General features: G+C 72.2%; 11 protein-coding genes and 3 pseudogenes. 6 read left to right on the forward strand and 8 right to left on the reverse strand.

Annotated features, from left to right (window positions below; all coding sequences use genetic code 11):
* Window positions 1–48: 48 nt before the first annotated feature.
* Both G6R25_RS14790 and G6R25_RS14795 read right to left on the reverse strand, forming a co-directional pair.
* Window positions 49–810 carry an SDR family NAD(P)-dependent oxidoreductase gene (locus G6R25_RS14790; RefSeq protein WP_163553427.1) on the reverse strand — a complete coding sequence of 254 codons (762 nt, stop codon included), beginning with the start codon at window positions 808–810 and terminating at the stop codon, window positions 49–51.
* A gap of 3 nt (window positions 811–813) precedes the next feature.
* Window positions 814–1,686, reverse strand: coding sequence for a phosphotransferase family protein (locus G6R25_RS14795; protein WP_328591823.1), 873 nt, complete (start codon window positions 1,684–1,686; stop codon window positions 814–816).
* A gap of 349 nt (window positions 1,687–2,035) precedes the next feature.
* Between G6R25_RS14795 and G6R25_RS29730 the strand changes: the two are divergent.
* Window positions 2,036–2,272: pseudogene (locus G6R25_RS29730) on the forward strand (helix-turn-helix domain-containing protein); the annotation flags it as partial.
* Between the two features lie 83 nt (window positions 2,273–2,355).
* Here the strand turns inward: G6R25_RS29730 and G6R25_RS29735 are convergent.
* Window positions 2,356–4,089: a TetR/AcrR family transcriptional regulator gene (locus G6R25_RS29735; RefSeq protein ID WP_336501550.1), complete on the reverse strand. Its 1,734-nt coding sequence runs from the start codon at window positions 4,087–4,089 to the stop codon at window positions 2,356–2,358.
* Between the two features lie 322 nt (window positions 4,090–4,411).
* Between G6R25_RS29735 and G6R25_RS31600 the strand changes: the two genes are divergently transcribed.
* The 4 genes and pseudogenes from G6R25_RS31600 to G6R25_RS14820 all read left to right on the forward strand — a co-directional run bounded on the left by G6R25_RS31600 (window position 4,412) and on the right by G6R25_RS14820 (window position 7,264).
* On the forward strand, window positions 4,412–4,912 hold the full coding sequence (locus G6R25_RS31600) for a Gfo/Idh/MocA family protein (protein WP_235948510.1): 501 nt from the start codon (window positions 4,412–4,414) through the stop codon (window positions 4,910–4,912).
* 12 nt (window positions 4,913–4,924) lie between these two features.
* Window positions 4,925–5,476: pseudogene (locus G6R25_RS31605) on the forward strand (Gfo/Idh/MocA family protein); the annotation flags it as partial.
* 82 nt (window positions 5,477–5,558) lie between these two features.
* Complete coding sequence (locus G6R25_RS14815) at window positions 5,559–5,855, forward strand: acyl-CoA synthase (protein ID WP_163553429.1); 297 nt, start codon at window positions 5,559–5,561, stop codon at window positions 5,853–5,855.
* A gap of 161 nt (window positions 5,856–6,016) precedes the next feature.
* Window positions 6,017–7,264: an ABC transporter substrate-binding protein gene (locus G6R25_RS14820; protein WP_163553430.1), complete on the forward strand. Its 1,248-nt coding sequence runs from the start codon at window positions 6,017–6,019 to the stop codon at window positions 7,262–7,264.
* 28 nt (window positions 7,265–7,292) lie between these two features.
* On the opposite strand, the gene G6R25_RS27245 is transcribed toward G6R25_RS14820, so the two are convergent.
* The 5 genes and pseudogenes from G6R25_RS27245 to G6R25_RS14835 all read right to left on the reverse strand — a co-directional run bounded on the left by G6R25_RS27245 (window position 7,293) and on the right by G6R25_RS14835 (window position 11,109).
* The gene (locus G6R25_RS27245) at window positions 7,293–7,802 is read right to left on the reverse strand and encodes a class I adenylate-forming enzyme family protein (RefSeq protein ID WP_336501545.1); all 510 of its coding nucleotides are present in this window, start codon (window positions 7,800–7,802) and stop codon (window positions 7,293–7,295) included.
* 74 nt (window positions 7,803–7,876) lie between these two features.
* Window positions 7,877–8,020 carry a hypothetical protein gene (locus G6R25_RS27250; RefSeq protein WP_235948524.1) on the reverse strand — a complete coding sequence of 48 codons (144 nt, stop codon included), beginning with the start codon at window positions 8,018–8,020 and terminating at the stop codon, window positions 7,877–7,879.
* A 21-nt stretch (window positions 8,021–8,041) separates the two neighbouring features.
* A complete protein-coding gene (locus tag G6R25_RS27255; RefSeq protein ID WP_235948517.1) occupies window positions 8,042–8,383 on the reverse strand; it encodes an AMP-binding protein in 342 nt (113 codons plus the stop codon).
* A gap of 321 nt (window positions 8,384–8,704) precedes the next feature.
* Window positions 8,705–10,210, reverse strand: a pseudogene (locus G6R25_RS14830) (aldehyde dehydrogenase family protein); the annotation flags it as partial.
* Between the two features lie 71 nt (window positions 10,211–10,281).
* Entirely contained in the window at window positions 10,282–11,109 is an 828-nt protein-coding gene (locus G6R25_RS14835; RefSeq protein ID WP_163553431.1) for a mycofactocin-coupled SDR family oxidoreductase, read from the reverse strand.
* 243 nt (window positions 11,110–11,352) lie between these two features.
* On the opposite strand from G6R25_RS14835, the gene G6R25_RS28950 reads away from it, so the two are divergent.
* Complete coding sequence (locus G6R25_RS28950) at window positions 11,353–12,822, forward strand: TetR/AcrR family transcriptional regulator (protein WP_268904154.1); 1,470 nt, start codon at window positions 11,353–11,355, stop codon at window positions 12,820–12,822.
* Window positions 12,823–13,318 lie beyond the last annotated feature (496 nt).

The following is a 13,318-nucleotide window of genomic DNA, read 5'->3' on the forward strand; positions in this document are numbered from 1 at the left end:
GACGGTGTCGACTCAGGGGACGGTGTCGACTCAGGGGACGGTGTCGACTCAGGGGATACCGCCGTCGACCCGCAGGGTCGCGGCGGAGGTGTAGCTGGACGCATCCGAGATCAGGTACAGCGCGGAACCGACGATCTCGGGCGGGTCGCCGGCGCGACGCAGCGCGTGCGTCTGGGTCGCCGCGCCGACGGCGTCGAGGTCCCAGTGCCGGCTGACGTCGGTGTAGAACGGGCCGGACATGAGGGTGTTGACCCGCACATGGGGGCCGAGGGCGAGCGCGAGGCCCTCGGTGAGCGCGTTGAGCCCGGCCTTGGCCGCGGCGTACGGCAGGATCGCCGGGGTCGGCCGGATGGAGCCGGTGGAGCTGACGTTCACGATGGAGCCGCGGCCCGCGGCGACCATCCGTTCGCCGACGAGCACCGACAGCCGGACGGGACCCTTGAGGTTCAGGTTGACGACCGCGTCGAACAGCTTCTCGTTGACGCTGCCGAGGGTGTCGTACAGCGGCGACATCCCGGCGTTGTTGATCAGCGCGTCGACCTTGCCGAACCGTTCGTAGGCGGCGTCGACGAGGCCGGGCAGCTCGTCCCAGCGGCCGACGTGCACCGCGTAGGGCAGGGCCTTGCGGCCGGTCTCGGCCTCGATCTGCGCGGCGGCGGCCTGGCAGGAGTCGAGGTCGCGGCTGGCGATGACGACGTCGGCCCCGCAGCGCGCCGCGCCGAAGGCCATCTCCCGGCCGAGCCCGCGGCTGCCGCCGGTGATCAGCACGACGCGGTCGGTCAGATCGAACAGGGTGTCCGCGTAGCCCATTGATCAGCCTCTCCGGGCCGGCCGGGAGCGAGCGAGGTCGGCGGCGGTGGCCAGCAACTGCAGCACCAGCGGCCCGAACGCCTCGACCTTGGGGTCGACCGTCCCACCGCCGGTGAAGGCCGCATAGCTCTTCTCCAGCACCACGCCCAGCTTCCAGTTGGCCAGCACCAGGTAGTAGTCGATGTCCTCGGTCGAGCGGCCGCTCACCCGCTCGTAGTGCTCCAGCAGTTCGGCGCGCCGCGGCATGCCGGAGACGTCGAGGTAGAAGCCCTCGGTGCGCGGCTGCTCGCCATCCCAGCCGAGCAGCGCCCAGCCGAGATCGAGCAGCGGGTCACCGATCGTGGTCATCTCCCAGTCGATGATGGCGGCGAGCCGGGCCGGGGTGCCGTGGCGGAACATCACGTTGGCGAACTGGTAGTCGCCGTGCATGATCCCGGGTTCGAAACCGGCCGGACGGTTCGCCCGCAGCCAGTCGGCCGCGGTGTCGAGGCCGGGCAGCTCGCGGAAGCGGTAGGCGCCGAGGAAGGCCAGCCAGCGGTCGACCTGCCGCTCGTGGAAGTTCTCCGGCCGGCCGAACCCCTCGAGGCCGCGGGCCCGCCAGTCGACCCGGGACAGCTTCGCAATGCCGTCGACGAGTTCGAACGCGAGGGCGCGGCGCGCGGTCGGGTCGGTGTCGAACGGCGCCGGCCAGGAGCCGGTCGGGCTCCAGCCGTCGACGGCACGCATGACGTAGAACGGCATTCCCAGCACGTCACCGGTGGCGTCCCCGGCGACGAGCTCGGCGTGCGGCACGTCGGTCCCCCGAAGCGCGCGCACCAGCCGCAGCTCGCGGCGCAGCCCGTCGACCCGGGACTCGCTCGCCGAGGGCGGCGGCATCCGCAGCACCGTACGCTCGCCCCCCCCGGGTCAGGGAGTACAGCTCGTTCTGCGAGCCACCGGTGAGCCGGTCGATGACGGGCAGCTCGCCGACGCCAGGCACCTGCTCGGCGTCGAGCCAGCGGGCCAGGCTGGCGGCGTCGAGCCCCACGCCCGGCGCTGCCCCGCCTGCGCTCACCACCGGCCCCGGCTCGGGTTGGCTGACTGGATCGGGTTCCCCATCCGGACCTCCTCGTCGACGGGAGCGGGACGAGGATCAGAATAGCATTCTGTCCTGCCGAGAACCAGATTCTGCGAGATGGCCCGATCCGGCCCCGCGCCGCGCGCCGCGCACGGCACACTTGCAGCCATGGAGTCGACCCGGCTGGAGTGGGACGGAGCGCCCGCGTCCGTACGCGCCGCCGTCGATCGAGCGCTGCGCCGCCACCAGCGCGACGCCCTCGACGAACTCGGGCAGATCCTCGACGCCGCGCTACGGGTGGCGGTCCGGGTGGCACCGGCGGAGCCGCGGGTGAGCGACATCGTCGCCGAGGCCGGCAGCTCGAACCAGACCTTCTACCGCTACTTCGCCGGCAAGAACGAGCTGATGCACGCCGTGATGGAACGCGGTGTCCTGCGGGTTCGCTTCTACCTGGGCTACCAGATGGCCAAGCAGACCGGCCCCGCCGATCAGATCGCCGCCTGGGTGCAGGGACTACTGACGCAGCTCACCGTGCCCGAGGTGGCCACCCAGAGCATCGCGATCAGTCGACTGACGCTGCGGTCGGGCAGTTCCAGCCCGGGGCGGGCGACCCTCGACGACCAGCTCGGCGAACTGCTGGTCGCACCGCTGGCCGCCGCCGGGCGGCCCCACCCCGAGCTGGATGCGCGGGCGATGCTGGACGTCGTGCTCGGCGCGCTCGAACGCCACGTCGCGACCGGCACCGGGCCCGACACGGTGGAACGCGAGCATCTGGTCACGTTCTGTACGGACGTCGCCGGGCGGGCCTGACCCCGGCCGCGTCCCCCTGGTGCCGGTCGCCCCCGCTCAGCGTGGCGACCCACCGGCGGGCAACGGCGTGCGTGCGCCGAGCAGGCCACCGACGAGCAGGAGCGCGAGCGAGCGATGGACGTCCTCGCGGTCGAGCACCGGAGGCGCTGCCAGGCATGGTAAGGAAACTCGCCGAGCAGAACCCACAGCACGATGGCGGCCGCCGATGGGTCCAGCGAACGTCGCGGCGCCCACCGCGCCAGCAGCCGCGCGGTGACCTCGTCGAGGTAGGACCGCAGCTGGCGGCTCAGCCGCCGCAGCTCGGCGGTCGGCAGAACCTCGGTCGTCCACACGTGGAAGGTGGGGCCGTGCCGTCGCAGGACGTCCAGCCAGCAGTCGATCAAGGTCAGGACGTCGGTGGCGCGTTCGGCCCGCAGCAGGTCATCGAGATGGGCGCAGAGGTCGACCGCCGCCTGGTGGGCCAGCGTCGCAAAGATCGCATACCGGTCCTCCCAGTACTGGTAGAACGTGCCGTGGGCGACGCCGGCCTCGGCCGTGATGTCGTCGACGCTCGTTCCGGCCAGCCCGCCACGCTCGAACGCCTGCCTGGCGGCGGCGAGGATGCGCCGGATCGTCGGCTCGGACCGCCGGGTGACCCGCCGGCGAAGGCCGAGCGGAACCGTCTCGCGCCAGGCGCCGAGCGGATCTGTACGGTCCGTACTCCACTCGAGGAGCAGGTCGGGCCAGGGCGGACCGGCGCCCGCCGCGCCCGTGGGGCCGCCGTCTCGGGGGAACAACGACGAGTGAATGATCGTCGCGAGCGTGGCGTGCACGGAAGCCTCGGAGGTCAGGACATCGGGGCGGCGTGGATCAAAGACGACGTGCGTCCACTGCATGAGGCTGATGCTCGCGATCGCGATGACGCGGGTGTCCACCGGACCGGTGCCCGCGAGGGCAAGCCGGGGCCGCATCGCCTCCGCGAGCACGTGCAGGTACTGCTCGGAGGAATCTTCGGGCTCCAGTTCCTCGTCCGCGACCAGCGGCCAGGTGGCGAAGACGGGCGAGTGCCGGCGCAGGACCTCGTCGAGACCATCGAGCCAGGCCCGGAACTCGGCCAGCCCGGCCGGTCCGGGCTCGAGGACCCGCTGGCGGTGGAAGTGGCGGACAAGATCCTGCCCGAGCTGCTCGTAGAAGATGGCGAACAGAGCTATCTTGCTCGGGAAGTACTGGTAGAAAGCCGTGTCCGAACGGCCGGTGGCCTCGGCGATCGCCGAGATGCTGGTCCCGTGGTACCCGCGCCGCGCGAACAGGGCACGGGCCGCCGCGACGATCTCCGCGCAGGCCCGCTCCCCTTCCGGACCGATCACGGGACTGACCGGATACGGATCCCGCCGCCGCGACGGCAGGATCAGCGCCCGCTCGGGCCCGACCATCACCCTGCGCCCCCTTACGTTTTCCTCCGCCCGACGCGATATGCAGGTACAGGACACTGCGCAGGTACAGGACACTGCGCAGGTACAGGACACTGCGCAGGTACAGGACACTGCGCAGGTACAGGACACTGCGCAGGTAAGTGTAGGGCGCTGTCCGGCCAGGCGGCCTGCTGCGGTTGCGCGGCGCCGTCGGCCGGGCCCGCGTTGCCCTTCCGAGCAGTCCCGCATTAGTGTCCAACTAATTAAACTTTGGATCCGGTAACGCGACGATGCGGCAGGGTGGCCGTCCCCTGGGAGGCAACATGACAGCGCGGGTGGTCCTGTGACGCTGCGGGTGGGCATTGTGGGAGTCGGCTGGGGGGCGATCGTCCAGGCCCCGGCATACCGGGCGGCCCAGGGCTACGAACCGGTGGCTCTGTGCGCGCGGACGCCGGAACGTCTCGGGAAGGTGGCAACCCGGCTGGGCATCGAGGACACCTCGACCGACTGGCGCTCGTTCGTGCGCCGCGACGACCTTGATCTGATCTCGATCGCGACCCCGACCGCGCTGCACCACGAGATCACCCTCGCCGCGCTGGACGCGGGCAAGGCGGTGCTGTGCGAGAAGCCGCTGGCCGCCGATCCGGCGCAGGCGCGGGAGATGGTCGCCGCGGCGCAGGAGTCGGGCCGACCGACCGGCTGCTGCTTCGAGAACCGCTGGAACCCCGAGTGGCTGGCCATCACCGACCGGGTGCGCGACGGGCTGCTCGGCACTCCGCACGTGGCCCGGGTCAGCCGCAGCGCCTCCTACTGGCATCCCGGCCGGCCCCTGCAGGCCGCCTAGGGCGGCGGCTACCTCGCCGGCATGCTCGTCCACGACCTGGACTTCGTGTGCTCGCTGTTGGGGCCGCCGGTGGCGGTGTGCGCCGACGTGCGCAGCTCGGTACCGACGCGGGCGCTGCCCGACGGTGGGGAGCTGGCCGTGACCGCGGACGACACCTCCGCGCTGCTGCTGCGCCTCGCCTCCGGCGCGATCGCGATCCTGAGCCTGTCCACGATCGGCGCGAACGTCGACCACTTCCGCCTCGAGCTGCTCGGCGGGGACGGCACCATCGTCGCCGACAGCAGCCTGCGCCACACCGTCTACCAGGCGGGCCCGGCGAGCGAGAAGGGGCTGGCGCCGCTGGCCCCGGTCGAACGCGAGCCCGCCGCGCCGCAGCACCTGCCCGAGGGCCTGGCCGGGCATGGCAGCCGGGCGATGGCGCTGATGCTCGAGGACTGGCTGCCCGCCTTCGACGGCAAGCCCACCGGAGTCCCCACGTTCACCGACGGGCTGCTGAGCCTGGAGATCATCGACGCGGCGCACCGGTCGTCCGAGGGCGCCGGCTGGGTGCCCATCGAGCTCTGAGGATCGACGGGCGCAAGGTGGAGCTCCGCCGGCGCGGAGGGCTACAGTCCCCCGCGAGGACAGCAGGAAGAACAGTGCACGCATGACCGACGCAGGAACCAACCCCGCCGCTGTCCCGCAGCACGAGGACGAAGACGACCAGGATCTGCTCACCTACGGTGAGGTGGCGGTCCGCCTGGCCGAGGAGATCGAGGCGCAGAGCGCCCTGGTCGCCGAGCTGGAAGGCGCCGAACCGGCGGACGCCGAGCGTGTCGGGCGGGAACGCGCGCGGCTCGCCACGTTGCGCGACGCCCAGGAGCGCAACCAGCGGCGGCCGATCAACGATGAGAACTTCGAACGGTTCTTCGGTTACCGGGGCACGCCCCGCTACGAGAGCTGAGACCAGCGCCGGGGCGGCGGTGGCACCACCCGTCGAGGGCTCGGCGCCGAGTGCGCAGCCGGATGCGAGACGCGTTCATCGAACGACCCGCAGGCCCTGCCCTTCTTCTTTCCCAGCAGCTCCCTCATTTCCGTTCCACGACGTTCCCACGGGGTTTCACGATGCGTAGTCGTTCTTATTCCTTATCGTTATCGAGATCGTTATCGAGCGCCGCCGCGATGCTGGCGTTACTCGCCGCGGGGGCGAGCGCGTGCTCGTCCGCGACGGCATCGTCGGCGGCATCCTGTGACAGCCCGGGCGTGACCTCATCGGAGGTCAGGCTCGGGCTTCTTTATCCCGACTCCGGGCCGACCGCGGCCTCGCTGGCCGCCACCCGCGCCGGGGTCGATGCCCGCATCGGCCTGGCGAACGCCGCCGGTGGCATCCACGGACGAAAGATCGTCTACGACTGGCGGGACGACCAGGGCGACCCGGCGGCCAACGGGGTCGCCGCCCGGGACCTGGTCGAGCAGCGAGGAGTCTTCGGCGTCCTGGAGTACTCCCTGGCCGCCGACGGCAGCGCCCAGTACCTCGCCGACCGTGGCGTCCCGGTCGGCGGGCTGGCCACCGGCGAGGTCTGGACGAAGCACCGCAGCATGTTCTCGTTCTCCTCCACCACCGGCGCCGCGGCCGACACCTACGGCACGTTCCTTCGCTCGCAGGGCGCGACGAAGGCCGTCCTGCTGCGCACCGCGCTGTCCGCTGGGGTCGGCAACACCAGCGCCAAGATGACCCAGAGCGCGCGGGCCGCCGGCATCCCGGTCGTCGACGAGATCCCCTACACCGCGAACGCGGACAGCCCGGCGACCGTCGCCCGGCGCATCGTCGACAGCGGCGCCGACACCCTGCTCACTGTCATCAACGCCCCCGACCTGCCCACGGTTCTCACCGCGGTGCGCGCCGCCGGGGTGAACCTGCGCGCGGTCCTGTCGGTCAGCGGCTACGACACCCAGCTCCTGCACGACTCGGGCGGCGCGCTCGCCGGCGTGACCGTCCCGGTGTTCTACCGCCCGTTCGAGGCCGGCGGCCCGGCGATCGAGCAGTACCGCACGGCGATGGCGCGCTACGCCCCGCAGGTCCCCAACCCGCAGCAGGAACTGGCGATGATCGCCTACATCGACACCGACCTGTTCCTGCGCGGGCTGACCGAGGCCGGCACGTGCCCGACCCGCGAGGGCTTCGTCACCGCTCTGAACGCGGTGCACAACTACAACGCCGGCGGGCTCATCCAGCCGATGGACCTGGCCCGCGACCGAGGCCAACAGACGACCTGCTGGTCGTTCGTCCAGGCGAACCGGGCCGGGGACGCCTTCACCGTCGTCCGTGAGAACCTCTGCGGCCACGAGCTGCCCGCCGCCACCGGCTCCTGACACCGACCGGCCCGCACCCGCCCTCGCGCTACGGCGACGAGCTGGCGGCGGTCTGTGCGGCTGCGGCGTCGTGGCGGGCACGCAGGGCGGGGCGGGTGAGCTTGCCGGCGGCGTTGAGCGGCAGCGCGTCGACGACGTACCAGTAGGCGGGCACCTTGAACCCGACCAGCCGGTCGCGCACGAAGCTGCGCAGCTCGGCGGCGGGCGGCGGGCGGTCGGGATCGGCGGGGACGATGAAGGCGGCCAGCGTCTCCCCCAGCCGGGCATCGGGCACCCCGACGATCCCGGCGTCGGCCACCCCGGGATGCTCGACGAGCGTGTGCTCGATCTCCAGCGGGTACACGTTCTCCCCGCCGCGCACGATCATGTCGTTGCGCCGACCGACGAGGTGCAGGTAGCCGTCGTCGTCGAGGAAACCGAGGTCGCCGCTGTGCAGCCAGCCGTCGGCGGCGTGCACGCTCAGGTGCGCCGCGGCGGCGAGCACCTCGCCGACGCCGGCGTCGTCCGGGTCGTCGATGCGCAGCCGCAGTCCGGGCACGGGCCACCCGACGGTGGTGAGCAGGTCGGGGGCGCCCGCCGCGGCCCGGTCGTGGTCGGCGGGGGTCAGGCAGGTCAGCGGGCTGCCCTCGGTCTGACCGAACAGGTTGACCAGTCGACGGCCTGCACCCGGCGCAGCGTCTCGGGGCTGATCGGCGAAGCACCGTAGATCAGGGTGCGCAGCGGCACCGCGTCGAGGGTCCCCTCGGCCAGCAGCATCTCGATCATCGTCGGGACGAGCTAGCAGTGCGTGGCGCCCTGCTCCCGCAGGCCGGCCCACCACCGGTGGCTGAAGCGCGCCGTCGGCAGCACGGTCGCGCCGACCGTCACCGCGACGAGCGTGTTGCCGAGCCCGCCGATGTGGTGCAGCGGCGAGCCGGTGGCGTCGCGGCTGTCCGGGCCGAGATCGAGCAGGCCGGACAGCAGCTCGGTGCGCGCGGCGAGCACCTCCTGGGTGACGGGCACCCGCTTGGCCGCCCCGGTGGTACCCGAGGTGTGCAGGTACAGCGCGACCGGTCCGCCCGGCCAGGGCGGCGGCCTCGGCCGCGACGGCGGCCCAGGCGGGTTCGGCGAGCAGGACACCGGTGCCGCCGGCGCGCACCGGGCCGGCGAGTTCGGCGGCGGTCAGCCACGGGCCGAGCGGGGCCACCGGATGGTCGGCCGCCGCCCCGCCGAGCAGCAGCGCCAGCGCGTCGGGGTTGCTGGTGAGCAGCGCCGGCACCGGTGTGCCCGCCGGCACGCCGAGCTCGGTGAGGAACTCGGCGGCATACGTCGCCCGCCCGGCGGTGCTCGGCGCCGCTGACCGGACCGTCGGCGTCGAGCACCGCCGGGCGGGCGCTGCCCGCGTGCACCGCAAGCACGCGCTCCAGCCAGCCCGCGCCGGCAGCGGCAGCGGCCGGGCCAGGCACCGACGTAGCCGACGGTCTTGGCCTCGGTGTAGGAGGCGAAGCCCTCCAGGCCGCCCTGCCGGCCAAGACCGCTCATCTTGTACCCCCCGTACGGGCCGTCGGAGCCGTAGAACATCCCGCCGTTGACGTTGATGCTGCCGGTGCGGATGCGCCGGGCGACGCCCAGCCCCCGCTCGACCGACGCCGAGTACACCCCGCCGGACAGGCCGTACGGGCTGTCGTTGGCGATGCGCACCGCGTCAGCCTCGTCGTCGAACGGGATCGCGCACACCACCGGCCCGAAGATCTCCTCCCGGGCGACGGTCATCGTGTTGTCCACGTCGGCGAGCAGCGGCGGCTGCACGTAGTAGCCGCGCGGCAGGTGCTCGGGGCGCCCACCGCCGACGACGACCCGGGCCCCCTGCGCCCGGCCGGCCTCGATGTAGCCGAGGACCCGCTCGCGCTGGCGGGCGTTGATGAGCGGCCCGGCGAGGTTCGCCGGATCGGTCGGGTCGCCGTAGGGCAGGGCGCCGATCACCCCGCCGAGGATCTCCACGCCCTCGGCGTAGCGGTCGCGGGGCAGCAGCACCCGGGTGAGCAGCGCGCAGCCCTGCCCGGCGTGCAGGCAGGCGCCGAAGCCGGCCAGCGGCAGCACCGCGGCGAGGTCGGCGTCGTCGAGGACGATCATCGCCGACTTGCCGCCGAGCTCGAGCAGGGTACGCTTCATCGTCGCCGCGGACTTCTCCACGACGAGCCGGCCCACCGGCGTCGATCCGGTGAACGACACCATGTCGACCCGCGGGTCGACGAGGAGCTGGCCGGCGACGGCGTTGTCCGAGCAGGGCACCACGTTAACAACGCCCGGCGGGATGTCGGTCTGCTCGGCGATGAGCCGGCCGATGCGGGTGGCGTTCCACGGCGTGTCCGGCGCGGGCTTGAGCACGACCGTGTTCCCGGTCGCCAGCGCCGGGCCCAGCTTGTTGATCGTGACCTCGAACGGGAAGTTCCACGGCACGATCGCCGCGACCACTCCGACCGGCTCCTGCCAGACGGCCCGGTGGCTAGGGCCGAAGAGCTGGGTGTCCGGCAGGGACCGCTCCCAGGGGAAGCTGTCCATCAGCTCCAGCGGGGCGCGCAGCCCGTCGGCCAGCGGCCAGTCGAGCTGGGCGATGCCGGTGACGGCGACGGGCGCGCCGGCCTCGGCGACGAGCTCGGCGCGCAGCGCCTCCCGCTCGCCCTCCAGCGCCTGCTGGAGCTGCGCCAGGCAGCGGCGGCGCAGCTCCCGGTCGGTCGACCAGGCCGACTCGTCGAAGGCACGGCGCGCCGCGGCGATCGCCCGGTCCAGGTCGGCCGCGGCGGCGTCGCTGGTCTGGCCCAGCACCTGCTCGGTGGCCGGGTTGATGTTGTCGTAGACGGCGCCGCCGGTGGCCTCGACCAGCTCGCCGTCGATGAGCATCCGGGCCTCGCCGACTGCGGTGGCCGTGGCGGGGGCGGGGGTCGCGGTGGGGGTCGTACTCGTCACGGGTCCTCCTTCGTACGCCGCCTCCACCACGTCGGGGGCGGTGATCCGGCCGGGTGAGCTGGCTGCTGGTCCTAGCGCCGGACGTCCATGCCGGCGTCGACCTTGAGCAGGCTGCCGGTGAAGGAGCGGGCCGCCGACGAGATGAGGAACAGGATGGCCTGGCTGACGTCGCCGGGCTCGATGATGGGAAGGTCGGGCAGCATCGTCTGCATCGCGTTGACGAGGTTGGGGTTCGCCTCGATCACACCGAACAGCGCCGGGTTCTCGGTGACCATCGGGGTGGCGCAGTTCGTCGGCGCCACCGCGTTGACCCGGATGCGGTGCGGGGCCAGCCAGTTCGCATACGAGCGGACCAGCGCGATGACGGCGTTCTTGGCCATCCCGTAGGCGTCGGACCCGCCGCGGCCGTCGGTGAGCGGCAGCAGCGCCGCCATGGAGCTGGTGGCGACGAGGTTGCCGCCCTCGCCGCGGTCGATCAGGTGCGGGATCGCGACCTGGAAGGTGTTCCACACGCCGATCTGCATGATGTCGATGCCGAGGCGCAGCGCCTCGTCGGCATCACGCTCGGCGCTGTTGCTGAGGATGACCCCGGCGTTGGCGAGGACGGTGTCGATGTGGCCGAACCGCTCGACCCCGGCGTCGAAAGCGGCCTGCAGCGCGGCCCGGTCACGCACGTCGGCCTCGGCGGTAAGCATCTGCCCGCCGGCCTTCTCCACCAGCCGGGCCGTCTCGGCCAGGTCGTCGGCGGTGCCCAGCTTGTAGGGCATGGCTTCGAGGTCGCGACAGATGTCGACGCCGACGATGTTCGCCCCCTGCTCGGCGAACGTCACCGCGTGCGAGCGGCCCTGTCCGCGCGCCGCTACGGTGATGAATACGACCCGGTCGTCCAGCAAGCCCATGGATGCTCTCTTCTCACGTCTGTCGACCGCGGACCGCCGGCCCGCTTGTGAGCCACCACACTAGTAAGACACCTGTCATTCTGGAACCCCGGGGTGGGCCTCGATCGCCACCTGCCGCCACGGACACCCCTCCACCTGGCGGAACATCTCTCCGCCTACACTCGTTGCACACGCAACGCGATGCCGGAATCACCGTCCGGGAACCGCTCGTCGCGACGAGGCCCGAGGGAGGCCGGGTTGCCGATGCCCGATCCGCTTCCCACGCTCCGCCCGCGCGAGGACGCCGCGGACGCCGACTCCCTCGGCGGGGGCGCGTGGCTGCCGCGGCATCGGCGCGCCCCGTATCCGGCCAGCCAGGCGATCGGCGCGGAGGGCGCCCGCGCCTGCCAGGAGATCATCACCGCGGCGCGGCGGCTGTTCACCGAACGCGGCTACCACGCCACGAGCGTCCAGGCGGTGGCCGAGGCCACCGGCCGTTCCGACGCCGCCTTCTACCAGTACTTCCGCGGCAAGCTGGAGGTCTTCCGGATCTTCTTCGAGGAGCTCGGCGCCGACCTGGTCGACCACTTCCAGCGGCTGCCGGTGCTCACCGCGGGACCGGCGGGGTTCGCGGTGTTCCGGGCCTGGCTGGGCGAGCTCGGCGCCGTGCTGCGCCGGCACTCACCGGTGTTCGCGGAATGGCCGCTGCCCGCCGCGGAGTCCTCCGTCGTCGACGACCCGTCCGAGGAGTACCTGCAGGTGCTCGCCGCGAGCCTGCCGCCGCGGCTGGCGCGTGCCGACACCAGCGGGGTGGACACCCGCGCGCTGTCCGTCGCCCTGATCTGCATCGTGGAGTGGACACACATCGTCTCCGACGCCCGCGGCACGATCGCGCGGCGCCCCGACGAGGACGAGGCGTTGCACGACGCTCTCGCCGGCATGATCCACCATGCGTTCTTCCCCACCCCCGAACTGACCCCGCCCTCCCCCGCCCCGCGCTCCCCCGCCGGCTCCGTCACCCGCCCGGATCTCGCCGCGCTGGCCTGCACCGCCGGGCCGCTGCCGCCGGGCCTGCGCAGGTCCGTGACCGGTCGGGGGCGCTCCACCGTGGAGACGATCGCCGAGGCGGCGGTCGCGGCCTTCGAGCACCGCGGGCTCGCCGGCACCAGCGTCAACGACATCATCGCCCGCTCCGGCGTCGCGCACGGAACCTTCTACCGCTACTGGGCGGACCGCACGGCCATCTTCACGACCCTGGCGCACCGCGCCGCGGTGCGCCTCTGCGACCACTTCGACGCGCTGCTCGCCGTGGGCACCGTCGACGAGCTGGCGCGATGGCTCGACGACTGGCTGCGCATCGTCGAGCGGCACGGCACCGTGTTCCACGTCTGGACCTGCGAGATCCTCGACAACCCGCCGCTGTGGCCGCTGGCCCGCGCGGTGCGCATCCACCTCGAGGACGTCGCCGCCCGGCTGCCGCCCCGCTGGCCGACTGCGACGACACCGGCCACCACGACGATCGTGTTGTGGACGGTGCTCACCGAGTTCCCCTACAACGCCTGGCTGCGCCATCCGGTGCTCACCCGCGAGCAGGTACTGCACTGCCTGACCCTGCTGATGGCCCGCGGTGTCCTCGGCCTGCGGGACGCGACGGTCACCGGCGGACGGGCGGGATCCACCTGCTCTGGCTCGTCCGCCACCGCACACCCCGGGACCGGTGGATCACCCGAGTGATCCACGAGCATCGGGTCCTGACCATCCACCAGATCACCCGGCTCGGCTGGACGTCGCCAGAGCGGCGGTCCTCGCGCACGAGGACGGCTTGGACCCGAAAAAGATCGGCTACCAGCATGACCTGGCCAGGGGATCGCCCACTCCCTGCACCTCGCCCATCGCGTCGCAGTCAACGAGATGTTCACCTGACTAGGCCGCGTATGCGGTTGCGATCAGGCCGGTTTGTCGGACGATCCTTCGATCGGCTCCCGGACTGCCCGTCCGACCAGCGGTTCCGCGATGTTTCCAGGTCACGCAGGATTCACCAGGAAAGATATTGGGAGGCGGCTGGCGGTCGCGCCGTACGGTCTGGGAGAATATGACTGGATCCAACCGGTCGCACCTTGTATCGGTGTGCCCATATCACCCGGATCCGTCGTGTTCCAGTTTTTCGGGTCGTCAGTGAGCCTTTCCTGGTAACGTTTTGTCGCTTTGCGTGACATCAATGTGGTGTTGG

It is taken from the genome of Candidatus Frankia alpina, assembly GCF_902806485.1.
GTDB lineage: Bacteria > Actinomycetota > Actinomycetes > Frankiales > Frankiaceae > Frankia > Frankia alpina.